Raw genomic sequence first — 24183 nt, forward strand, 5'->3', positions numbered from 1 at the left:
TATAAATTTGATCCTCGTAAAATTTGGGGGTAGATGTGAATAGGTATAGTGAGCTACTCCAGGCCTTGCCGAAAAATCCGCGCACTTGGTTAGTAACTGGAGCTGCAGGTTTCATTGGTTCCAATTTGGTAGAGACTCTACTAAAGCTGGGGCAACGAGTAATCGGCCTAGACAATTTTTCTACAGGTCATTGGCGCAACCTGGAAGAAGTAAAAGGTTTAGTGTCCGTGGAGGAATGGTCTTCTTTCTACTTCATTGAAGGAGATATTCGAATTCTCGAAGATTGCCGCAGCGCTTGCGTAAATGTGGATTATGTTTTGCATCAGGCGGCATTAGGCTCAGTGCCACGCTCGATAAACGACCCAATCACGACTAACAGCACAAATATTTCCGGCTTTCTAAATATGCTGGTGGCAGCTAAGGACGCCAACGTCAAGAGCTTTACATATGCAGCAAGTAGCTCCACATATGGTGACCATCCGGGGCTGCCGAAAGTCGAAGACGTAATCGGAAATCCACTTTCGCCCTATGCAGTTACAAAATATGTAAATGAACTTTATTCTGAGGTTTTTGCACGAACCTATGGCTTTAAAAGTATTGGCCTTCGATACTTCAATGTTTTTGGTAAGCGACAAGATCCTGACGGTGCCTATGCTGCGGTGATACCTAAATGGGCTGCCGCTATGTTAAATGACGATGATTTATACATAAATGGTGACGGCCAGACAAGTCGCGATTTTTGCTTTATCGAAAATGCGGTCCAAGCGAACTTGCTCGCTGCGACAACATTAAATGAAAGCGCACAAGGTCAAGTTTATAATGTGGCTGTTAATGGCAGGACAGACCTTAACGCACTCTTTAGATTTATCAGGAAAAGCCTAGAAAACTGCGGGGTAATTTATAACAGACAGCCTATTTACCGTGATTTCAGAGCTGGTGATGTGCGGCATTCTCAAGCTGATATAACAAAGGCAATGAGGCTTTTAGGTTATGAACCAGGCTATGATATCCAAAAAGGCATAGATAAAGCCATGCCCTGGTATGTTCAATACTTCACGCAGAAAAAATAAACAGATAGAAATGCCGGGATTTGGCTGGGCTATTCCCGGCGGAGATAAAATTTGAAACGCGATCTCATCAAGGTATTTATTGGCGAAAATCTGTCAAAGGCTATACTGTTGGCAGTTAATCTGTTGTTAATAAGTATGATGAGTGTTTCTGAGTATGCTCAGTTTACTCTTCTTTTTAGCCTCACAATGCTCGGTACTCAACTGGCGTGCGCAGCTACTGAGCGCTTATATATTGTCGATCACGAGAACTTTGCGCCGTTTGCAAGACAAGCGCTATTCGGATCGCTATCATTATGCTTGGTAGCCGTTTTGGTATATCTGCATGGAATGGTATCTTTATTGGAAAACGCGATTGTTTGCGGTGCAATGCTAATTCTTTCTTTGCAACAATTTCGTCGCATTACATATCAGCAGCGCCAATATTTTGGGTTTTATGTGGTTGCTGATTTGCTGAAGAGTACTATCTGGCTTGTGAGTGTGGTGACTCTATTTTATATAGTAGGGCAATTAACAGCTGCGGTCGCGCTCACTTTGCTGGTATTTGCCTCCATCGCAGGGCTGTTGTGTATGCCTAAGGTGCCACCTGAATACCTCGCAATACGCCAATACAGATTGCGCGACCTCTTCTCAGCGATTGCTGGGAACTTTGAAGTCTATTCCTATACGCTGTTGGCTGCAGTACTTCCATATATGGCTGTATTGTTGGTGAGTCAATCGGAAAATGATGTGCTTGTAGCTACTTATGGCGCCGCAATGCGTTTTCAAGCAGTGACTGCTTCCGTCATCCAGGTTCTCAACGTGGTCATTCTTCCAAAAATTTCAACAGCAGTGTCATCAGGTCAAGGTCCAAAATTTTTGAAGTCGTCGCATAAAAAAATCCCAATAATGTCCGCCATTATTTTCTTAGTGACACTGATCGTATCGTTAGCTATGCCATATGTGGATGGTGGAAAATATCCCGATGCGCCACATATTTTTATAGTGTTATCGGGATGTTCATGGATGTCGCTTATTTCAGTCGCCTCTGTGAATTATTTGCTTGCGAGACATGCATACCGGCAAATTTTAATCGCTATGATTGCTGGTCTTCTTGTGATTGTAATTTCTAGTATTTTTTTACAACTATACTTTCAAAAATACGGGATCGCATATGCGGCGTTGTCAGGATACGTGGTTATAGCTTCCTTTATTTTTGTTGCAGCGAAAAGAAAGTCGATACTGGATGTAAGTGCCGAACAAAGAGCTATTTGAATGAACATTCTGATCGTGAACTATCATTACCCACCTACGGTAGGTGCGCACGCGTACCGATGGGCTCAGCTTGCTCAGTTGTGGGCTAAACAAGGTCACAGCGTTACAGTGCTCACGTCGGTAGTTAAAGGTGCAAGCACGCGCGAGAACCGGGATGGCGTGAATATCATTAGGATAGGAAACATTGCACGGAGTGCAGGGCAAGGAGCCCAAGGAAATACAAAAGCCCAGGGTAATTTGATTAGTTTGAGTAAGAAATTCCTAATTTCGACTATGAGGACGAGCTATCGCTTTCTCTATTGGCCCGATGGTTTATGGTATTGGCTGCCAGCAGCCCTGCTAGGGCTGTACCGCCTGCGTCGGAATAAATACGATCTTGTTGTTAGTTACTCTCCAACATTCACGGCACACCTTGCAACGTTAATATATCGCAAGCTATTCCCGCGACAATGCGCAAATTGGGTTGCTGATTATGGTGATCCATTTTCTGTATCCGACACAATGCCGCCCAATAACTTAAAGTTGTACCGAAAGCTGAATTATGCGGCAGAGCGAAGTGTAGTTACCAACGCTGATTGTAGTGTTTTTACAACTAACCAAACTCTTTCTGCTTATAAGGAAAAGTTTGGTATATTCAACGCCGTAGTTCTTCCGCATTTGGTTGATATTTCGACTTTTTACGCAGGGCCTCCATTGCTAGAGAGTAGCGATACTGCTGGAATTATAAGCTTGGTGTATGTTGGTGGATTCCATAAAGGCATTCGCGAGCCAGGTGCTATGTTGTCATTCTTCGAACAGCTTGTGAAGTGCTATCCGAATTGTTTCGCGCTAAACATCTATGGCCCTTCGAATGGGTGCGACTTTTCAACCTGTAAACCGCCGATTTATTACCATGGAGCAGTATCTAGAGCTACCGCAATCGAGTTAATAAAAAAGGCTGATTGTCTAGTCAATATTGATAACTCAAATTGTGTGATGGTACCAAGCAAATTGGTTGAATACATTGCCACGGGCAGGCCGATTGTTAATTTCAACGGTGACGCGGGGGTGATAGATATAATGGCAAAATATGGCAAGACCGATATGGTTGTCGAGATAGGCTCAGTAGTCTCTGATGACGACATTCATAGAGTTGCATCCTTCATCCTAAATAAAGGTGCTAAGATAGCCTCTTGGGACGAGGTAAGTAGGGTGCTAATAGAGCACGATATCTCGAGCGTGGGAGAGAGCTATATTAGATTAGGTAGCTAGGTGCTCATTATTTAGGCCCAACTTTTGGCGGTGACTTTGTATCGGCGGCTATGTATGAAAAAAAGTACTTTTACAGTTCTGACGCTATTCCTAATATCCGCCTTGTTGGGAACATTTACGTTTGTCCTCTATTTTATGTGGGTTGGTAACTGCGTATTGGATGAGTGTGTCAGTGGCGTTTTATTGCCATACAACATTCCAGATAATCAGGTTTTCTATCAGGTCATAACGGATTTTTCGAGTTTCAGCCTGAGCGAAATATTAGTGCGTAACTATGGGATCACCCTTCCGTACGTCGCTTTGATGGGCGTGCTTGATGAGGACTTGAATGATCAAATTGTAATTATATCCGCTATGATTAATTGGGTTGTTTATTTGTTGTCCGGTTTTGTGTTTGCCCAACTCTGCATAGTGTTGAAACCAAAATTCTCTACTATAGTCTGGTTTTTGCTTTTTCCTCCTTTTATATTGTTTAGCGTGCTAATTAATAAAGATGGTATCATGATATTGCTGGTGCTGTCAGTAACATTGGCTGTACTTAAAAGATGGTGGTTCACCCTACTACTGTTGACGGTGGCTATTAGTTTGATACGAATGCAGTATTTGTTGTTTCCGGTATTTCTTGTGTTTATGCTCAAAGCCGACTTTAGGCTGAGGTTTGCTATTGCTTATGTGTGTAGTGCAATGGCTTCAGCTTTTATTGCGAATTTTTTTGGGGTGTACGATATCGATTGGTCTGCTGGAGGGTTCAGCTCTCTAGTCTACTCATTGAACAAAGAGTATTTTGTGGGTTCATTGCTTTTAAATCCGGTGCGTGTTGTTCACTACGTGATAGCGTTTTTGCAAGAATGCCTGTATATAAAAACTGATGACGGCATAGACTATATGAAGCTCATTCAGGGGGCTACTTTTGTTTATTTGCTTTACCTGTTACCAGGTTATGCAAGATTTCTGGTTGGCACTTGGAGAATAGCCTATTATAGGGATTTTGTTGTGTTGCGTGCTGCAATATTTTCCTATCTGCTTGTTCTTCTGCTCACGCCAATTACTGAACCTAGATATTTTATGATCGGATGCCCATTACTACTATTGGCCGCCAGGATTAGTCTTAGAGATGGTACACCGCCGATTGCTGATGGCGTTAATTCAAAAGGTGCCCAAGCGAGGGCTTTTACGTAATGGATTCGTTGTTTCTAACAGGTACTAGTCTCCGATGAGGTTTTAGTGGATGGTCATCGTAATCAATGCCCTTTCAGCACGTCTTGGCGGCGGGCAAACATACTTGCTTAACTTATTGAACTATATTCCTAAGTCGGATGATTTTAGGATAATTGTTTTGGCGCCGCGCGACCTGAAGCTTCCCGAGCATAAGGCTCTAACTCGCTTCTATCCGAAAATAAAATTGGATAACCCACTTGTACGAACCCTGTGGGAAAAAACTGTTTTGCCTGGTTACTTAAAAAAAGTTAATGCAAATATCTTGTTTTGTCCGGGGGGGGTAGTTGCAACGACGCCTCCCCGTGGATGTAAGGTCGTCACGATGTTCAGGAACATGATTCCGTTCGACGAAGCTGTTTTGAGCAAAATTCCTTTCGGCCTACAACGCTTGCGTAACAAATTACTTTATCAAACAATGTTACGCAGTATGTCGCAAGCTGACATGACTATCTTTATTTCGGATTATGCACGATCAGTTATTGAGAAGCTGACTACCATTCCTAGAGGTATTACAATTCCTCACGGTATTGATCAACGGTTTAGGGGGCTAGGAATGGATTTGCCTTATCCTGACGCTTTGATGGGTAGGCGCTATATTTTATACGTCTCTCGCTTCGATGTTTATAAACATCATTATGAGGTGGTTCAAGGGTATGCTGATCTGCCAAAAGCGCTTCGTGAGGATTTTGCACTAGTCTTGATTGGCGAGGCAGATTCGCCAGAAGCAATGAAAGTACGAGAGTTGATTCATCGTCTAGATATTTCTGATCAGGTCATTATTTTTGGTGGTGTGCCATATGCTGAGCTTCCGGCATTTTATCGGCATGCTCAGTTGATTGTGTTCGCATCGTCATGTGAAAACTGCCCTAATATATTGCTAGAATCCCTGGGTTCTGGCAGGCCCGTAATATCCTCAAACGTTATGCCGATGCCAGAGTTTGGAGGGGAGGCTGTGGCCTATTTCTCTCCCTTTGTTCCGGAGGAAATCACCAAGACAATGTTTTCCGTATTATCTGACCATAGCTACTCCTCAAGCCTGGCGTTGCTTGGCGCGGAGCAGGGAAGCAAATATGAGTGGTCCATCACAGCGGAAAAGACATGGTCTAATATTTTTAAGTTGATTGAAGATGCAAGCTGAAAAAAAGTTGCGAATATTAGTTGTCAGTCAGTATTTTTGGCCTGAGTCTTTCATCATGAATGACATAGTTCGTCATTTGTGCGAAAAGGGCCATGAGGTGGTTGTTGCTACGGGGAAACCTAATTACCCAGATGGGGAAATTTATCCAGGTTACACTTCGTCAGGCGTAAAATTTGAGTCTTACCTCGATAAAGTAAAGGTGATACGGGTGCCATTATGTGCGCGCGGACGAGGGGGGGCGCTAGGTTTAATATTAAACTATTTTTCCTTTGTATTCTTCGGGCTGTTGTTATTTCCGTGGCTACTGAGAGGTCGTGAATTCGATAATATTTTTGTTTTCTCTCCTTCCCCTATTACACAAGTTATTCCTGCGATTCCTCTTAAATATTTAAAGCGCGCTCACCTTTCGGTATGGATTCAAGATCTTTGGCCGGATAGTCTTTCAGCCACTGGATTTATACAAAATCGCTTTGCATTGAAAGCGGTTGGGCTTATGGTCAAGCTGATTTACGCCTCTTGCGACACTTTGTTTGTCCAGTCGCTCGCGTTCGTAGATGCAGTTGCACAATATGCTAGGCGCGAAAAAATAATATACTATCCCAATAGTTACGACGTGTCAGGTGTGGTCGGTGGCGCACCTATTTCCGATGATTTTGGAAAGATACTCGACAAAAATTTTTGTGTGGTATTCGCCGGCAATCTTGGTACGGCTCAAGCGTTGGGCACTTTGGTTTCGGCAGCCGTCCGCCTGAGAGAGATATCTAACATTCGTTTAGTATTGGTAGGGTCTGGAAGTCGGTTGAACTGGCTTCAGGAGCAGAAGGACTTGCATCGACTGAATAATCTGATCCTACCTGGTCGATATCCTGGTAGCGCTATGCCGTCGATTTTTGCGCGAGCGGATGTTCTGTTGGTTAGTTTAAATCGCGACGACATCTTCTCGTTAACAATCCCTAGTAAATTACAAGCTTATCTTGCTGCGGGAAAGCCAATTATTGCTAGCTTAGATGGTGAAGGCGCGAGGATTTTGCACGAGGCCGAGGCAGGGCTTTCATGCCCTGCGGAGCAGGTTGAACCTCTTGTCGAAGCCATAATGAAAATGTATTCATTAAGCGAGGATGAAAGAGAGCTCATGGGACTACGAGGGCGGCAGTACTTCGAGAAAAATTTTGATATGAGTACTCAAGTTGACTGGTTAATAAAAAAACTAGTTGACTCGAAGTGAAGGAGAATAACTTGCGTATATTAGTACTAGGTACAACCGGGATGCTTGGTAGTGCAGTGTTCCGAGTGTTCAATCAAGACGGCTCTCACGAAGTCTGGGGCACATTGAGAGATAAAGGTGGACTGAGTCATTTTTCGCCGAGTGATCGCGAGCGTTTGATCACTGGAGTCAATGTGCTCGATATTCAGAGCCTTATTAATGTATTTGACAGGGTAAGACCGCAGGTTGTTGTTAACTGTGTTGGATTGATAAAGCAACTTGAGGAATCTAAAAACCCACTGACGGTACTCCCAATTAATTCCATTCTGCCACACCAGTTGGCGTCTTTGTGCAGTTTGGTAAATGCCCGTTTGGTTCATGTCAGCACAGATTGTGTGTTTGACGGCTCTAAAGGCAACTACTTAGAAAGCGATGTATCAAATGCTGTCGATCTATATGGTAAGTCGAAGTTTATAGGTGAACTTCACGATGTGGCTCATTCCATTACTCTTCGAACCTCAATCATTGGTCATGAACTCAACTCTAATTCCTCTTTAGTTGATTGGTTCCTTTCTCAAAGTACTTCAGTTAAAGGATTTGCTAGAGCAATCTTCTCTGGCTTGCCTACTGTGGAGCTGGCGCGAGTTATCAAAGACTATGTCTTGCCGAATCCCGAGCTCAGTGGATTGTATCACGTCTCAGCTGCGCCAATTTCCAAGCTGGATCTGTTGCATTTGATCGCGCTAGAGTATAATAAAAACATTAAAATCACACCCGACTCAGAATTTGTTATGGACCGCTCCCTGAATAGCGAGCGTTTTACCGCCGCTACGGGTTACGTTGCTCCGGCCTGGCCTGAACTTGTTCGGATCATGCATTCTGCAAGGCATACCGCTGTTGTTTAGGTCTGTGCGGCGATGCGTTCTTGGTTTTTATGTGTATTGATTGTCGTGAAGGGTTGAATATGTTTGATAATAAAGTTCTTTTAATTACAGGTGGGACTGGTTCTTTTGGGAATGCTGTATTGAAGCGTTTTCTCGATACCCAAGTTCGTGAAATAAGGATCTTTAGCCGCGATGAAAAAAAGCAGGAGGATATGCGTATTTCATTGGCTAATGATAAGCTTAAATTCTATATTGGTGATGTGCGTGATTACGATAGCTTGAAACAAGCTATGGTTGGTGTTGACTATGTATTTCATGCGGCTGCTTTAAAACAGGTTCCCTCCTGCGAATTTTACCCAATGGAAGCGGTACGTACTAATGTTCAGGGTACCGAGAATGTACTAAATGCTGCCATAGCAAGCGACGTCAAACGTGTAGTTGTTTTAAGTACGGACAAAGCGGTCTATCCAATCAATGCTATGGGTATCTCTAAAGCCATGGCTGAAAAATTGATGGTGGCTAAATCGCGGATGATTCCAACTAACGGAACAGTTATATGCGCTACTCGCTACGGGAACGTAATGGCTTCCCGTGGATCTGTGATTCCTCTTTTTGTAGAGCAACTGCGTTCTGGCGAAGATCTTACAATCACGGATCCTTCCATGACTCGCTTCTTGATGTCGCTGGAAGACTCCGTCGATTTGGTTCTCCATGCTTTTGAACATGGTCAGCAAGGTGATCTCTTTATACAAAAAGCGCCTGCATCCACCGTTGGCGACTTAGCGCAGGCTTTGAAGGAAATTTTTGGAAAGAATAATAGTGTTCGAGTGATTGGAACAAGACACGGCGAAAAACTATACGAGTCGCTAGTCTCTCGCGAGGAAATGGCGAAGGCGGAAGATATGGGGCGTTATTATAGAATTCCGGCTGATAATCGAGATTTGAACTATAAAAAGTACTTCGTGGAAGGTGAGCAACGTATTTCTGAGCTTGATGACTATACATCACACAACACTTTCCGTCTTGATGTTGAGAGTATCAAGGAGTTGTTGCTGAAGCTGGACTATATTCAGGAGCAGATTAATGCTTAAAGTAATGACGTTAGTTGGTACGCGACCTGAATTAATTAAGATGAGTCGTGTAATTGCTGAGCTTGATAAGCAGGTTCAGCATGTTTTGGTGCATTCTGGGCAAAACTATGATTATGAACTCAATCAGGTTTTCTTTGATGATCTAGAAATTCGAAAGCCTGATCACTTCCTCGGTGCTGCCGGAATAACGGCAGCTCAGACTATTTCTGAAGTTATAGCAAAAGCTGACGAAGTGTTTGCTTTGGAACAGCCTGATGCCCTATTGTTGTATGGCGACACAAATACTTGTTTGGCTGTGATCGCTGCTAAGAGACGTAAAATTCCGGTTTTTCACATGGAGGCGGGTAATCGTTGCTTTGATCAGCGAGTTCCGGAAGAGCTGAATCGTAAGGTCCTTGATCACCTAAGTGACATCAATCTGGTGCTCACTGAGCATGCTCGTCGTTATTTGATAGCAGAGGGTGTGAGGCCTGAAACTATCATTAAGACTGGCTCTCATATGCATGAAGTACTCGAATATTATATGCCTAAAATCGAGGCTTCCGATGTCTTGGCACGATGTGGCCTTGAGGAGCGTAAGTTCTTCTTGGTAAGTACCCATCGTGAAGAAAATGTTGACTCTCCAGATAATCTTAAGGACCTTATCGAGACTCTTAGAGAGCTTGCAGATCAATATAACTACCCTGTAGTAGTTTCAACTCATCCTAGGACGCGTAAGCGATTGGAGGACCTAGGCGAATCGCTTGAGCATCCGCTGCTTCGTTTTGTCAAACCTTTCGGTTTGCTTGATTATATAAAATTGCAAATGTCTGCATTTTGCGTTCTCTCAGATAGTGGAACGATAACTGAAGAAGCATCCCTTCTTAGCTTGCCAGCAGTGACATTGCGAAACGCTCATGAGCGTCCAGAGGGAATGGATGAAGGTACTTTGATTATGAGTGGCCTCAAAAAGGAATCGGTAATGACTGCCGTAAAAGTTGTGACATCACAACATCTATACAACAAGCGCATCATACCTGTCGTTAAAGATTATGAAGGGGGTCCGGTTTCTCATCAAGTAGTCCGGGTTGTTTTGAGCTATACCGATTACGTTAATCGTACTGTTTGGCGAAAGGGCTAGTACAAATGCGGGTACTGATAACAGGCGCTAGTGGTTTTGTCGGGAGCGCGGTACTACGGCGCCTCTCGGAAGAAGGCATACCTGTAAGGGGCATATATAGAAAGCGGCCCATGCATTCTGTACCTGGAGACGTCTGTTTATCACCCGGGCTCTCTTCTGATAGTTGTTGGCATGATTTGCTTGAAGATGTTTCGGTAGTTGTACACGCGGCAGCTCGTGTTCATGTTATGAAGGATCTTGCCCAGGACCCCCTGACTGAATTCCGGACGGTGAACGTTGATGGTACTCTTGCGCTTGCGCGCCAAGCCGCAGCGGCAGGCGTAAAGAGATTCGTTTTTATTAGCTCAATAAAAGTTAATGGGGAGGAAACGGTGGTTGGTCATAGTTTCACCGCTGAGAGTCAACCTGCGCCGGTTGATCCCTATGGGATTTCCAAATATGAGGCGGAATTAGGCTTAAAGAAAATTGCAGACGAGACTGGTTTGGAGGTGGTCATAATTCGCCCAGTCTTGGTTTATGGTCCTGGTGTTAAGGGCAACTTTCTTTCTATGATGAAGTGGTTAGACCGAGGGGTTCCTTTGCCATTCGGAGCCATTAATAATAAAAGAAGTTTGATCTTCCTTGATAATCTTGTTGACCTAATCTTTACTTGTTTAGTGCATCCGGCTGCTGCTGGCCAGGTTTTCTTAGCAAGTGATGGGCATGATCTGTCGACTTCAAGTTTATTGCGCCGGTTATCTTCGGCTCTCGGACGTCCTGCTAGGCTTTTACCCATTCCGAGTGCATTGATTGAAGTCTTCGCGAGATTAATCAAACGCCGATCTATCGCCCTGAGGTTATGTGGCTCGCTACAGGTAGATATTAAAAAAAATCAACGGCTATTGGACTGGCATCCGCCAGTGAGTGTTGATGATGGCCTCGCTTCGGTTGCGACCTACTACAAGGAGCTTGAGAAGTAAATGGTAAGTTTTTTTCTGATGCTGCTAGTGGCTCTTTTATCATTTGCTTCAACCAGCTTGCTCAGGCGTTATGCGCTAAAGCGGAATATTATCGACGTGCCCAATACACGAAGCTCACACCAAGTACCAACGCCACGTGGCGGCGGGGTCGCAATCGTAGCGGCTTTTTTATTGGTAATTCCTATCTTAGCGGGCCAGGGTTCAGTTTCTGCGCCTGTTGCATACGCTTTACTCGGGCCAGGCGTTGGTGTGGCATTGCTCGGGTTCCTAGATGATCATGGACACATCGCAGCTCGCTGGCGGCTTGTTGGGCATTTTTCCGCTGCGTTATTAATTCTGTTTTGTGTCAACGGCTTTCCTAACATCGAAGTATTCAATTCCAACGTGCAGTTGGGTTGGCTCGGGAATGTTATCGGAGTGCTTTATCTGGTATGGCTTCTTAATCTCTATAATTTTATGGATGGCATTGATGGGTTGGCGAGTCTTGAAGCTATCTTCGTAAGTCTAGGCGGTGCATTATTATATTATTTAACTGACAGAATAGGAGAGGTTTGGGCACCTCTGATGTTAGCTGCTGCGAGCATAGGCTTTTTGCTGTGGAACTTTCCCCCGGCAAAAATTTTCATGGGGGATGCTGGTAGTGGATTCCTCGGCCTTGCGTTAGGCGTACTTTCCTTAAGCGCCGGTTGGATTGACTTTCAGCTTTTTTTCGGCTGGCTCATCTTGCTGGGCGTTTTTGTGGTTGACGCAACCTGGACACTATTCCGCCGTCTCCTTCGCGGAGAGAAAGTCTATGAGGCGCACCGTAGCCACGCCTATCAATTCGCAACCCGGCGATATAATAGCCATCTGAAAGTGACGCTTGCAATATTGGGTATGAATCTCGTCTGGCTTCTGCCGCTTGCTTGTGCCGTAGCTTTGGATATGATTGAAGGGGTTGTAGCCGTGCTCATTGCGTATACACCGTTGGCCTTGCTGGCATTCAAATTCCGGGCAGGGGAAGCCGAAAACGGTTGATGGCTGATAAGCTTGGCCTGACATTTAGAAAATCGTGAGCCGGGCGCTGTACTATATAGATGCCTAAGGCGCAGAGGGTTTATGGATAGATTCAGAAAGCACTTGCTCGGTTTGCCTCGCCGTTACAAGCGCGCTTTACAGGTGACCACGGACGTCATCCTAGTTTGGTTGGCTCTTTGGTTGGCTTTCGTCGTGCGATTGGGGTTCGAAGAGCTTAATAACCCATTAGTGGGTCACCTTTGGCTATTCACCTCTGCACCGATAATAGCCATACCGATTTTTATTCGCTTCGGTATGTACCGCGCGGTCATGCGGTATTTTGGCAATGATGCTTTGATTAGCATTTTTAAAGCGGTTAGTCTGTCGGCTCTTGTGCTTTCATTAATAGTTTACTGGTACAGCAATCACAAAATAGTTGTGCCACGGTCAATCGTTTTTAACTATTGGTGGTTAAGTCTCCTAATGATTGGTGGGCTGCGTCTTTTGATGCGTCAATACTTCCTTGGTGATTGGTATGCGACAAGGCAGCATGTACCGTTTGCGAGTCGCGATAGTGGGCTTCCGAAAGTAGCGATTTACGGTGCTGGAGCTGCTGGTAATCAATTGTTGGCTGCACTCCGTATGGGCAGGGTAATGCACCCTGTAGCGTTCATTGACGATGACGAAATGATCGCTGATCGGTCAATTTCTGGACTTCAAGTCTTCAGAAGCCAAGATATCCAGCGGATGATCGACTTGACTGGAGCTGACGAAGTTCTGTTAGCTATACCCTCGGCAACCCGTGGACGGCGACGGGAAGTCTTGAGTGCTTTAGAAAAGTTTCCGCTCCACGTGCGTAGTGTTCCAAGCGTAATGGATTTAGCAAGCGGACGGGTAAAAGTTGATGATATCCAAGAAGTGGATATTGCGGACCTGCTTGGGCGTGACGCTGTACCTGCGCAGCAAGATCTTCTAGCACATTGTATTACCGATCAAGTAGTGATGGTAACAGGAGCTGGTGGTTCGATCGGTTCCGAACTCTGTCGGCAAATTCTAATGCTGAAACCAAAAACTCTGCTTTTGTTCGAACATAGCGAGTTTAATCTTTATAGTATACACAGTGAATTGGAGCGGCGAGTTCAGCGAGAGTCGTTGGCGGTTCGTCTGCTACCTTTCCTTGGTTCTGTACGTAATCAAAAACATCTCATTGAGACAATGAGTATGTGGCATGTTAATACAGTCTACCATGCTGCCGCTTATAAGCATGTCCCTATGGTTGAGCACAATATTGCTGAAGGAGTCATAAATAATGTGTTCGGTACATTAAACACAGCACAAGCGGCAATTCAAGCAAATGTTTCAAATTTTGTATTGATCTCTACTGATAAGGCGGTGCGCCCTACTAATATTATGGGTAGTACTAAGCGGCTGGCCGAGATGGTGCTCCAAGCATTGAGTAAGGAAATGGCGCCGGTTCTTTTTGGCGACGCTGAGAACGTCGCTAGAGTTAACAAAACTCGATTTACTATGGTTAGGTTTGGTAATGTACTGGGATCTTCTGGTTCGGTTATTCCGCTTTTTCACGCGCAAATTAAAGCAGGTGGTCCTTTAACCGTAACTCACCCAAAGATTACCCGGTATTTCATGACAATCCCAGAGGCTGCGCAATTGGTCCTTCAAGCCGGCTCAATGGGGTTGGGTGGCGATGTGTTCGTTTTAGATATGGGGGAGCCTGTCAGCATCGCTACTTTGGCCGAAAAAATGATCCATCTTTCCGGCTTGAGTGTTCGGTCTGAGCGAAACCCTAATGGTGATATCGCTATTGAGTTCACTGGTCTTCGACCCGGTGAGAAATTATATGAAGAATTACTCATTGGGGATAATGTTTCTCCAACATTACATCCTATGATTATGTCGGCAAACGAAGACTATTTGTCTTGGGAAGCTTTGAGGGCTTCGCTAAGTGCTTTATCGTTAGCTATTGAGGAGGAAGATTTTGCAAAAGTACGCCAATTGCTGCGCGAGCTTGTTAGTGGTTATTGTCCACAGGGCGAAATTGTTGATTGGGTCTATCTGCAGCGCCGCCAAGATTACTGATTTTTGAATCTCATAATTGGCTTAATGCTGTGCGTATGGGTTATTCAGAGTTTGCTCTGCCGTCGTACAGCCTAAAGCGTTTCGGATACTTGCTTTTACATATTATCCGCGTATTTTATATAGTATGGCTTTTCATTGCGACAGCGATCTTTGCGGTGTATTTATGGCGTTCAGTTTTGCAACGGTCAATACTTTATAGGCTCAGTATTGGTCACCATTTTTACCTGCATATTTTTTAATATTGTGTGATAGATTTCTACGAGCTCTTGCATTAGGCTGGCGCTACCTATCCAGCCCAACCATTTTCCATATTTTTCGATCTTATAGTACACCCACGATTTGGCTGCTCAGATGTGACTGGCAGTGAGCTATATAGTCCGATCCATTGCTTTTCGTCGTTTTCCGTCTAGGTCATCCATCATCTGCACTATCTCGGTACTAATTGCGGCCTGGTCGTGTATCATCAATTAGCACTTGCATCTGCCAGTTCTATGAGCGTCTACCGTACAAGCGACTTGCAGGTGCTCCAGTTCGTGCCACTGCTATGAATATGGCTACCGGCCTTCGCTTTCTTCAGCTTCACCCAAGCCTTAAATTTTTCCTACGCACTTGTCATGCTGTTTGGCTGGGTTGGAAGAGGCTGCGGCAGGGCGGTCTTTCGTTAAAGGAGCTTTATACGGTTGTTTGGTGGCTGGTAATAATCTTTTCTTGGCATATAGAGCTGCCCCTTTTTTATAATTGATTTCTAGGGGCAGGTGTTTTTAATATGCTATGGTTTGAAAGTTATTTTATTCTAAGTGCTTTTCGATTTCAGCGGACAGCCAGTCTGCGGTTTTTAGAGATCCTTCTTTTGACAAGTGAACGGAGTCTGAATACAAGATCTTTCCATTGTCGAAGGTGAAGCAGTTATCGTCTTGGCATATTGCTTTGGCGGGGTCAATGAAATAAGTTTGAGGCGTACTCTCTGCGAAGTCTCTCAAAATACTATTAACAAACTCGGATTTTGAGGTTTCAGATCGGAACGAAAGTAGTTTTTCGCACGGCTGATCTAAAAAACAGCGTCTCAGTAAGCATTCTCCAGGGGCTCCGGCAGGGCCGATCGGCTGGCTACCAACGATCAGCAAGGCGCGCTCGCTGGCGGTCGACCTCAGCTCTTCCAATGCTCCGCGCAGAATGGATGTATAACTTTGATCATCAAGGCTTGTTGTTTTGGAATCGCCATTGTACTGGATTTGCCCTCTATATCCATTCCAGTGCTGGGCCACAATAAGTGGGTATTTATTCCCTGCAAGAGCTTTTGTTAAAGCTTCGTTGGTTTCCTTGCATCCTTTAATCGGCGCGTTGTTAACAAGCCGAACGTAGGATTTTGAAATAAGACATCCATGTTGGAATTGCCCTTGTATATAAAATCCCGTTCCGCGCAATGTGTGATCTAAACCATATGCATATTGAAGGGCGAAACTGTCACCAGCAAAGATAGCAATCTCTTGGCCAGAAGAGTTGCCAATTTTTGAGTTTAGTTCATACCCATGGCCGCCGTAATTTTGGATGTGATAGCTTTTGGGGTCGCTAGCAAAACTCAACTGCTCGTCGGGGATTCTGATTTTCATCCCTTCTGTGTCAATAACTATATTGCAAGCGTAAATAGCAAGAGCACTAATTGAGTGCTACAACGATTACACCAGCCGGCTTTGTGAGCTTCCTCCTGCCCATAAAAGGTTTTTCGACGGAATGGTAGAGCGCAGAGCCCAATATAATCGAGGTGACGAGTAATGTGATCTGTTCTGCTTGTGAGAGATATTGGAATCTGTAATATTTATATAGCACCAATAGTGGCCAGTGTACAAGATAAATTGAGTATGAGATTACTCCAATGAAGACTATTGGTTTGATTCTCAGTACGGCTCCCGCGGGAGACTGGCCAGCATATCCTATACCTTGCTCAGTTTCGTACGAAACTGAGCAAGGTGAAGACGGTCTCTTAGTACCACGTTTTTATAAAAATTATCAAGTAGATGCCGGCGTGGGTTCGACGATGGAAAAGCGTCATGGGCTGAATTCAATTTTCAATATGTTAGGAGGTCTATCAGCTACTCTCCTTGTCAAAACTGATGCACCTTCGACCACATGGCTTAGGGGCGAATCTGCAGAACGAGGGCGGCTTAATTGAAATACAATCTAAGGTCGATTCTCCAAATAGACACGGCTCTCGTCAGATGTCAGATAGAAGTGAGTTAACGAGCCCGCTTACCACGCGGTAGGCGGCAGCTGGGGGCTGCGCATACTCATATGCTTTAAGGCGTCAACGGCATGAGACTGCGTCGACCCTTTCTTCCTAACTGCCAAGCTCTGACGTTTCTTCAGTGGCGCTCTGCTATTTTTTTGCGAATTTTGGCTGCGCTACCAATTAGATGTATTGCCCGGATGTGTCGTTTCATTCCGGCCTACCTCCGCACCTACAATCAAAGGGGAAAAGGTGACAAAATAGCGGCTGAAATCATCCAGGTCTTGTTTAAAGTTAACTGAAAATTCTTGAGTGTTCCATTCAAAAGTCTCCGTTTCATAAGAAGCTCCTGACTTTAATTTTACCCATCGAGTGCTACTTGTTGCAGGTTTGCCAAGCTCTTCAGTTAACATTTCTTTTACAAGATATAGTTTACTGGCGTTACCTGTTAGCATTAGTTGGCTCACAGAGCCACTAGCAACTGTGGCAAACAGTTTGTAGCCAGGCGAAATGGGCAAGTATGGCAGTCCAAGTACTTCAAATCGGCCAGGTTCATCGGTTTCGATACGGCATGGCTCACTGGGCGTGCCGTTTCCCAAGACACACGCGGGCACATCAGCTAAAAAATTTCCTCGCAGGTCTACCCCCAAAAATGCGCTAGGTGCTATTTGGTCAGCAAGCTGCGTGGACTGTGCCCAGACAGGCGCGGAAGCAAACAAGGCCGCAACAGCGACCGAGGGAAAAACAGAAGGCATAGACACTCCCTGTGAGCCTAGATGGCTTTTCCTGAGAAGGGCTCGTATTTTGCCCCGCCGTCAACGCCCGAACAACTGTCAAAAGCGTGAACGGTGTCTTACCGCAACACACTGCCAGCGTTCCCGTCTAGAATTGCGCCAACAACACCCATCGACACTCTGCGAGAAGCGTTCAACCCTATGACAATCCTGGTAACCGGCGGCGCTGGCTTCATCGGTGCGAATTTCGTGCTGGATTGGGTAAGCCAGTCAGGCGAAACCCTCGTCAACCTGGACAAGCTGACCTACGCCGGCAATCTGCAGAGCCTGGCAAGCCTGCAAGGCAACCCGCAGCACGTTTTCGTGCAGGGGGATATCGCTGATGGGGCGTTGGTACAAAAGCTGCTGGCAGAACACCGCCCGCGCGCGGTGCTCAATTTCGCCGCCGAGTCTCATGTCGACCGTTCCATCCACGGGCCGCAGGCCTTCGTGGAAACCAACGTGGTGGGTACCTTCCAGTTGCTCGAAGCCGTGCGCGGCTACTGGCAATCACTGGATACGCAGGAGAGGGCGGCGTTCCGCTTCCTGCATGTGTCCACCGATGAGGTCTACGGTTCGCTCAAGGCCGGTGAGCCTGCGTTTACCGAGGCCCATCAATACCAGCCAAACAGCCCTTATTCGGCCAGCAAGGCCGCCAGCGACCACATGGTGCGGGCCTATCATCACACCTATGGCCTGCCGGTACTGACCACCAATTGTTCCAACAACTATGGGCCGCTGCATTTCCCCGAAAAACTCATCCCGCTGATGATCGTCAATGCGCTGGCCGGCAAACCTCTGCCGGTCTACGGCGATGGCCAGCAGATTCGTGACTGGCTGTACGTCAAGGACCACTGCAGCGCCATCCGCCGGGTGCTGGAGGCGGGGCAGGTGGGTGAGGTGTACAACGTCGGCGGCTGGAACGAGATGCCCAACCTGGGCATAGTCCAGCGCGTTTGTGCGCTGCTCGACGAGCTTCGCCCGCGGGCTGACGGTCAGCCCTATGCCAACCAGATCAGTTTCGTCACCGACCGCCCGGGCCACGACCGCCGTTATGCCATCGACGCACGCAAGATCGAGCGCGAGCTGGGTTGGAAGCCTGCCGAAACCTTTGAATCAGGTATCCGCAAGACAGTGGCCTGGTACCTGGCCAACCAGCAGTGGGTCGACGGCGTCATGAACGGTAGTTATCGCGACTGGGTTGCCCAGCAGTATGGGGTAGACCGCGTTTGAAGATCTTGCTGCTGGGGAAAAATGGCCAGGTCGGTTGGGAGCTGCAGCGCGCCCTCGCGCCATTGGGCGAACTGATCGCGCTCGATCGCCAGGGTGAAAGCGGCCTGTGTGGCGATCTGGCCAATCTTGAAGGCCTGGCCGCTACAGTGCGCTCGCTGGCCCCGGATGTAATCGTCAACGCGGCGGCCTACACGGCAGTGGACAAGGCCGAGAGCGAGCCTGCCCTGGCTGCCCGGATCAATGCCGAAGCGCCAGGTGTTCTGGCGCGTGAGGCCGCGAAGCTGGGCGCCTGGCTGATTCATTACTCCACAGACTACGTGTTCGATGGCAGTGGCCAGCGGCAGTGGCAAGAAGATGCCCCCAGCGCCCCGTTGTCTGTCTATGGTCGTACCAAGCGCGAGGGTGAGCTGGCCATCCAGGCCAGCGGTGCCGCTGCCGTGGTGCTACGTACCAGCTGGGTATATGCTGCGCGCGGGCAGAATTTTGCCAAGACCATGCTGCGCCTGTCAGCCGAGCGCGATGTGCTCAAGGTGGTGGCGGATCAGTTTGGCGCCCCTACCGGTGCAGAGCTGATTGCCGATGTCACCGCGCATATTTTGCATCGTCTCTTCCGTGCTCACGATGCGAGTCGCCTGGCAGGCACCTACCATCTCGCAGCAGCCGGTGAAACCAGCTGGCACGGCTATGCCCAGTTCGTATTGGCGCATGCCCGCCGTAGCGGGGTTGCCTTGAAGGTGTCAGCCGAACAACTGGTCGCTATCAGTACCGAGGACTACCCGCTGCCGGCGCTGCGCCCGCGCAATTCTCGGCTGGCGTTGGCTAAACTGGAAGAGACCTTCAATCTCAAGATGCCGCCTTGGCAACAGGGTGTGCAACGCATGCTGGACGAAATCCAGCGCTAGGAATTGTTATGGCACGTAAAGGACTCATTCTGGCGGGCGGCTCTGGCACCCGTCTGCACCCCGCCACGCTGTCCGTGTCCAAGCAGCTGTTGCCGGTATACGACAAGCCGATGATCTACTACCCGCTCAGTACGCTGCTACTGGCAGGCATTCGGGACATCCTGATCATCTCGACACCGCAGGACACGCCGCGCTTCGAGCAATTGCTGGGGGATGGTAGCCGGTGGGGCATCAACCTCTCGTATGCCGTGCAGGCGAGCCCGGACGGGTTGGCCCAGGCGTTCATGATCGGGGCGGACTTTATCGGCAACGCCGCGTCCGCCCTGGTGCTGGGTGACAATATATTCTATGGCCACGACTTTCAGTCGCTGCTCCTTGACGCGGACCAGCAGCAGAGCGGGGCATCTGTTTTCGCGTACCACGTCCAGGACCCGGAGCGCTACGGTGTCGCCGAGTTCGATGACAAGGGTCGGGTATTGTCGATTGAAGAGAAGCCGAAAGCGCCCAAGTCCAACTATGCGGTCACCGGGCTCTATTTCTACGACAACCAGGTCGTGGACCTGGCCAGGCAATTGAAGCCGTCGGCACGCGGCGAGCTGGAGATCACTGACCTCAACAACCTGTACCTGCAACAGCAGCAGCTCCAGGTGGAAATCATGGGGCGTGGTTATGCGTGGCTGGATACCGGTACCCACGACAGCCTGTTGGATGCCAGCCAGTACATCGCCACCCTGGAGCGGCGCCAGGGGCTCAAGGTCGCCTGCCCTGAAGAGATTTGCTATCGCGCGGGCTGGATCAACGCTGAACAGCTTGAACGCCTTGCCCAGCCGTTACTCAAGAATGGTTACGGGCAATATTTGAAGAACCTGCTTGAAGTGAAGGTATTTTGATGCACGCTGTTTCATTGGCCATCCCTGAAGTGTTCCTGTTTAGCCCAACGGTTTTCGGTGATGAGCGTGGCTTTTTCTATGAAAGTTTCAATAAACGTGTTTTCAATGAAGTGATTGGCCTACAGCCAGACTTCGTTCAAGACAACCACTCCCGCTCGGTGAAGGGTGTGCTGCGGGGCCTGCATTACCAGCTGCCGCCCCACGCACAGGGCAAGTTGGTGCGCGTGGTGCAGGGTGAAGTGTTTGACGTAGCCGTGGATATCCGCCGTAGTTCGCCCACCTTCGGTCAATGGGTGGGGGCGGTGTTGTCGGCGGATAATCACAAACAACTGTGGATTCCACCGGGTTTCGCTCACGGTTTCGTGACGCTGAGTGCGACTGCGGAGTTTGTTTACAAGACCACCGACTTTTACGCGGCCGAGAGCGAACGTTGCATTGCCTGGGATGACCCGCAAATAGCCATCGAGTGGCCGATAGACTTCGAGCCTACGCTGTCCGCCAAGGACAAGCTGGGCAAGGCGCTGGGCCAGGCTGAGCTGTTTGACTGATGGTGTCTGCGGGGGCTTGAGAAATTTGCCGCCTGTGAGATCGAGCGCCGCGCGGGCGGCGCTCGATCTCACGAACGACAAACATCTCAAGACCTGCACCAGTCAGCCCAACCCCAATCTCGCCTCCAGCGCCTCGACAATTCGCCCACACGCCTTCCCATCACCATACGGGTTATGCGCAAAGCTCATCTCCCGATACGCCCCCTCATCGGTCAGCAACCTGGCCAGTTCCCCGACAATCGAACCAACCTCCGTGCCCACCAGTTTCACCGTGCCCGCCGCCACTGCCTCCGGCCGCTCCGTGGTATCACGCATCACCAGCACCGGCTTGCCCAGCGCCGGGGCTTCCTCCTGGATGCCGCCCGAGTCGGTCAAGATCACATAGGCGCGGCTCATCAGGTAAACAAAAGGCAGGTAATCCAGAGGCTCGATCAGGTGAATGTTGTCTACGTCCGCCAGCAGCCGGTTCACTGGCTCGCGCACATTCGGGTTGAGATGCACCGGGTACACCACATCCACATCCGGAAACTGTCGTGCAGTCTGCACCAGGGCTTCGCAGATGCGTTCGAAACCGCCGCCAAAGTTTTCCCGGCGGTGGCCGGTTACCAGCACCATACGGCGGTGGCCAGCCAGGTAATCGAACTGCTGTTCGAACTGCACTTTCAGCGTCGGGCTCTCCAGCTTGCGTACCACTTCCAGCAGGGCGTCGATCACGGTATTGCCAGTGACGAAAATGCTCGCCGGGTCGATGCCTTCCCTTAACAGGTTGTCACGTGAGGTAGCGGTAGGGGCGAAGTGCAGCGCGGCCAAGGTGCCGGTCAGGCGCCGGTTACCCTCTTCTGGCCAGGGCGAATACAGGTTGTTGGTACGCAGGCCCGCTTCCACATGGGCGATCTGGATTTGCTGGTAATAGGCCGCCAGGCTGGTGGCAAAGGTGGTAGCGGTATCGCCATGTACCAGTACCAGGTCGGGCTTGAACTCGGCCAGCACCGGCTTGATGCCCTGCAAAATTTCCGTGGTCACGCCGGTCAGATCCTGGCCGGGCTTCATGATGTTCAAGTCGTAATCGGGGGTGATCTCGAACAGGCCCAGTACCTGGTCGAGCATTTGCCGGTGCTGGCCGGTCACGCACACGCGGGATTCGAAGCGGGCGTCGCGGGCAAGCTGCAGGGCCAGTGGGGCCATCTTGATGGCTTCTGGGCGGGTACCGAATACGGTGAGGGTCTTGAGGGGCACGGCGAAGATCCTCTTGCTGGACAGGGGGCGCTGTCGGCCAGTGGGCCGGGCAGGGCAGGTGCGCAAGCGTGGGGCAGCTGGACGGGCTTGGTGCGAGGGCGAGCGGCGGGGGTCAGGGTATGCTGCTTCGGTCCTTCAAGCAAACGGCGTCCATACGCTTAAAAATCTAGCAGTCGGGCCGCATGCTGCCAGTTGGTGTCGGTAGTTTGGCCGATGGACTGTGCGGTTGAGTGCCCCTGTTCGCTGGGGGCTGTGGGAATAAGGGCGGCCTCCGCTGTAAAGGCAGTCACGGACCAGCAGGGTTTTGCCTACAGGCGATGGGGTACGCCGCCAATGCTATTGGGCCGCAGGCAAAGTTGGCGGACGGTGATCGATTTTTGGGTTGGCGAAGTTGAGCCGGTGGCTGACTGATTTGGCAATCATTCGCTGCGGGTGGTGGCTGTTTTGGTCTGGGTTTCGCCGCTAGGGTTGATTGCACAGCCGAAGGAAACCGGCTGCTGGAAAATGACCAACCCAAGGAATCTTCCCCATGCGTAACAACGTTCTGTCGTACCTTTTGCTCCCCCTGTTCGCCAGCCTGTCCTTTTCCGTCAGCGCCGCCCCGGGCAGCGCCACGGGAATGCCCGAGCCGGTGCCGATGGTAAGCCAGCAACCGGCCCAGCAAGCGCAGCGGCTGAACCTGAATACCGCTGATGCGCTGACGTTGCAGAAGGAGCTGAACGGCATTGGCAAGGCCAAGGCCGAGGCCATCGTGGCCTACCGGGAGGCCAATGGGCCGTTTGCTTCGGTGGATGAACTGCTGGAGATCAAAGGCATTGGCAACGCCTTGCTGGAGCGTAACCGGGACAAGCTGATGGTGGAGTAGGCTTGGCAGCAGCATCAGCCTCTCGGCTTGAGCTGGACTGCTGGAACCTGGGCTGCCGGTGCAGCCCGTCGCGATACAAGACCGCTCTTGGGCGTTGGCCCTTCAGCGGTCTTGCGCATCCTTGGCATCCGCTTCGGCGTTGCGCTCATGCACCTTGCGCAGCTGCTCTTCGGTCAGCGGCAGTTTCTTCGCCGTGTCGCGCAGCAGCATCAGCCCGCCGACGATCGAGCCAAGGGCTATGATGAGTATCAGCCAGGCATACCAGGGCATGGTCGTTCTCCTTTTACCGATGATGGGCAGCGCTTGTACGAAATTTGAGCAATTACCCGTTCCGTTGGTTCAATTATAGGAGCCAGGCCGTGCCGGGCCAATTCCGTGACTTGCGGGCCCCAAAGCCTGCGTCACATCGTTTACAATGCGCGCCGTTTTCGACTTGCCAAGAGACCCTGCCATGTCCGCCTGCCAGACGCCCCTGATCGTCGCCCTGGATTTCCCTACCCGTGAGGCCGCCCTGAAGCTGGCTGACCAGCTTGACCCTGCGCTGTGCCGGGTGAAGGTTGGCAAGGAACTGTTCACCAGCAGTGCTTCGGGCATTGTCGAAACCCTGTGCGACAAGGGCTTCGAAGTGTTCCTGGACCTCAAGTTCCACGACATCCCCAATACCACTGCCATGGCGGTGAAGGCGGCGGCCGAGATGGGCGTGTGGATGGTCAACGTGCACTGCTCCGGTGGCCTGCGCATGATGGCGGCCTGCCGTGAGGAACTGGCCAAGCGCAGCGGCCCGCAACCGTTGCTGATTGGCGTGACCGTGCTGACCAGCATGGAGCGTGAAGACCTGGCCGGTATCGGCCTGGATATCGACCCGCAAGAGCAGGTGCTGCGCCTGGCCGCGCTGGCCGAGAAGGCCGGCATGGACGGCTTGGTGTGCTCGGCGCTGGAGGCCCCGGCGCTGAAGGCGGCGCACCCGGCGCTGCAGCTGGTCACCCCGGGCATTCGCCCGGCGGGCAGCGCGCAGGATGACCAGCGCCGTATTCTCACCCCGCGCCAGGCGCTGGATGCCGGTTCGGATTACCTGGTGATCGGCCGCCCGATCAGCCAGGCCGCCGACCCGGCGCAGGCACTGGCCGCGGTGGTGGCAGAGATTCGTGGGTAAGATGCCTGCGTGAGGTGCTCGCCTTGAGCGCCCTAGTGCCGGCGAAATCGAGCGCCGCCCACGCGGCGCTCGATCTACCC

22 protein-coding genes are annotated in these 24183 nt (G+C 49.5%); 18 read left to right on the plus strand and 4 right to left on the minus strand.

Features of this window, described 5'->3' with window-relative positions:
- Positions 1-35 precede the first annotated feature (35 nt).
- From HG549_RS06895 to HG549_RS06950, 12 genes are all read left to right on the plus strand, one after another.
- Positions 36-1070 (plus strand): NAD-dependent epimerase/dehydratase family protein, encoded by a 1035-nt coding sequence (locus tag HG549_RS06895; protein ID WP_170028812.1) that lies wholly within the window; start codon positions 36-38, stop codon positions 1068-1070.
- A 51-nt stretch (positions 1071-1121) separates the two neighbouring features.
- Complete coding sequence (locus HG549_RS06900) at positions 1122-2321, plus strand: lipopolysaccharide biosynthesis protein (protein WP_170028813.1); 1200 nt, start codon at positions 1122-1124, stop codon at positions 2319-2321.
- Entirely contained in the window at positions 2322-3572 is a 1251-nt protein-coding gene (locus tag HG549_RS06905; RefSeq protein WP_170028814.1) for a glycosyltransferase, read from the plus strand.
- Between the two features lie 54 nt (positions 3573-3626).
- Positions 3627-4751 carry a hypothetical protein gene (locus HG549_RS06910; protein WP_170028815.1) on the plus strand — a complete coding sequence of 375 codons (1125 nt, stop codon included), beginning with the start codon at positions 3627-3629 and terminating at the stop codon, positions 4749-4751.
- 49 nt (positions 4752-4800) lie between these two features.
- Entirely contained in the window at positions 4801-5928 is a 1128-nt protein-coding gene (locus HG549_RS06915; RefSeq protein ID WP_170028816.1) for a glycosyltransferase family 1 protein, read from the plus strand.
- Positions 5918-7153 (plus strand): glycosyltransferase family 4 protein, encoded by a 1236-nt coding sequence (locus HG549_RS06920; protein WP_256666078.1) that lies wholly within the window; start codon positions 5918-5920, stop codon positions 7151-7153. Before HG549_RS06915 ends, HG549_RS06920 begins: the two co-directional genes overlap by 11 nt.
- A gap of 11 nt (positions 7154-7164) precedes the next feature.
- Positions 7165-8037 carry an SDR family oxidoreductase gene (locus tag HG549_RS06925; RefSeq protein ID WP_170028817.1) on the plus strand — a complete coding sequence of 291 codons (873 nt, stop codon included), beginning with the start codon at positions 7165-7167 and terminating at the stop codon, positions 8035-8037.
- 59 nt (positions 8038-8096) lie between these two features.
- On the plus strand, positions 8097-9107 hold the full coding sequence (locus HG549_RS06930; RefSeq protein ID WP_170028818.1) for a polysaccharide biosynthesis protein: 1011 nt from the start codon (positions 8097-8099) through the stop codon (positions 9105-9107).
- Positions 9100-10227, plus strand: a complete 1128-nt coding sequence (wecB, locus tag HG549_RS06935) for a non-hydrolyzing UDP-N-acetylglucosamine 2-epimerase (protein ID WP_170028819.1) — start codon at positions 9100-9102, stop codon at positions 10225-10227. Before HG549_RS06930 ends, wecB (HG549_RS06935) begins: the two co-directional genes overlap by 8 nt.
- Positions 10228-10232: 5 nt before the next feature.
- Complete coding sequence (locus tag HG549_RS06940) at positions 10233-11186, plus strand: SDR family oxidoreductase (RefSeq protein WP_170028820.1); 954 nt, start codon at positions 10233-10235, stop codon at positions 11184-11186.
- Entirely contained in the window at positions 11187-12203 is a 1017-nt protein-coding gene (locus tag HG549_RS06945; RefSeq protein ID WP_170028821.1) for a glycosyltransferase family 4 protein, read from the plus strand.
- 81 nt (positions 12204-12284) lie between these two features.
- Positions 12285-14279, plus strand: a complete 1995-nt coding sequence (locus HG549_RS06950; protein ID WP_170028822.1) for a nucleoside-diphosphate sugar epimerase/dehydratase — start codon at positions 12285-12287, stop codon at positions 14277-14279.
- Between the two features lie 788 nt (positions 14280-15067).
- On the opposite strand, the gene HG549_RS06955 is transcribed toward HG549_RS06950, so the two are convergent.
- Both HG549_RS06955 and HG549_RS06960 read right to left on the minus strand, forming a co-directional pair.
- Positions 15068-15889 (minus strand): SGNH hydrolase domain-containing protein, encoded by an 822-nt coding sequence (locus tag HG549_RS06955; RefSeq protein ID WP_170028823.1) that lies wholly within the window; start codon positions 15887-15889, stop codon positions 15068-15070.
- A gap of 790 nt (positions 15890-16679) precedes the next feature.
- Positions 16680-17258: a hypothetical protein gene (locus tag HG549_RS06960; RefSeq protein ID WP_170028824.1), complete on the minus strand. Its 579-nt coding sequence runs from the start codon at positions 17256-17258 to the stop codon at positions 16680-16682.
- 180 nt (positions 17259-17438) lie between these two features.
- Here HG549_RS06960 and rfbB point away from each other — a divergent pair, with 180 nt between their 5' ends.
- The 4 genes from rfbB to rfbC are packed head-to-tail and all read left to right on the plus strand — an operon-like array spanning position 17439 to position 20849.
- On the plus strand, positions 17439-18509 hold the full coding sequence (gene rfbB, locus HG549_RS06965; RefSeq protein WP_170028825.1) for a dTDP-glucose 4,6-dehydratase: 1071 nt from the start codon (positions 17439-17441) through the stop codon (positions 18507-18509).
- Positions 18506-19411 (plus strand): dTDP-4-dehydrorhamnose reductase, encoded by a 906-nt coding sequence (gene rfbD / locus HG549_RS06970; RefSeq protein ID WP_170028826.1) that lies wholly within the window; start codon positions 18506-18508, stop codon positions 19409-19411. The genes rfbB and rfbD overlap by 4 nt, the downstream gene beginning before the upstream one ends.
- An 8-nt stretch (positions 19412-19419) precedes the next feature.
- Entirely contained in the window at positions 19420-20301 is an 882-nt protein-coding gene (gene rfbA / locus HG549_RS06975) for a glucose-1-phosphate thymidylyltransferase RfbA (RefSeq protein ID WP_170028827.1), read from the plus strand.
- Positions 20301-20849 (plus strand): dTDP-4-dehydrorhamnose 3,5-epimerase, encoded by a 549-nt coding sequence (rfbC, locus tag HG549_RS06980; RefSeq protein WP_170028828.1) that lies wholly within the window; start codon positions 20301-20303, stop codon positions 20847-20849. Before rfbA ends, rfbC begins: the two co-directional genes overlap by 1 nt.
- Positions 20850-20951: 102 nt before the next feature.
- On the opposite strand, the gene wecB (HG549_RS06985) is transcribed toward rfbC, so the two are convergent.
- Positions 20952-22085 (minus strand): non-hydrolyzing UDP-N-acetylglucosamine 2-epimerase, encoded by a 1134-nt coding sequence (wecB, locus tag HG549_RS06985; protein WP_170028829.1) that lies wholly within the window; start codon positions 22083-22085, stop codon positions 20952-20954.
- A 529-nt stretch (positions 22086-22614) separates the two neighbouring features.
- On the opposite strand from wecB (HG549_RS06985), the gene HG549_RS06990 reads away from it, so the two are divergent.
- Positions 22615-22950 carry a ComEA family DNA-binding protein gene (locus HG549_RS06990; protein ID WP_170028830.1) on the plus strand — a complete coding sequence of 112 codons (336 nt, stop codon included), beginning with the start codon at positions 22615-22617 and terminating at the stop codon, positions 22948-22950.
- Positions 22951-23052: 102 nt separating this feature from the next.
- Here HG549_RS06990 and HG549_RS06995 read toward each other — a convergent pair whose 3' ends face one another.
- The gene (locus HG549_RS06995) at positions 23053-23220 is read right to left on the minus strand and encodes a DUF2897 family protein (RefSeq protein WP_010952850.1); all 168 of its coding nucleotides are present in this window, start codon (positions 23218-23220) and stop codon (positions 23053-23055) included.
- A 181-nt stretch (positions 23221-23401) separates the two neighbouring features.
- Between HG549_RS06995 and pyrF the strand changes: the two genes are divergently transcribed.
- Entirely contained in the window at positions 23402-24103 is a 702-nt protein-coding gene (gene pyrF / locus HG549_RS07000; protein ID WP_170028831.1) for an orotidine-5'-phosphate decarboxylase, read from the plus strand.
- The last annotated feature ends 80 nt before the right edge of the window (positions 24104-24183 follow it).

Origin of the sequence: Pseudomonas sp. SK (genome assembly GCF_012975065.1) — a bacterium.
Classification (GTDB): domain Bacteria; phylum Pseudomonadota; class Gammaproteobacteria; order Pseudomonadales; family Pseudomonadaceae; genus Aquipseudomonas; species Aquipseudomonas anuradhapurensis.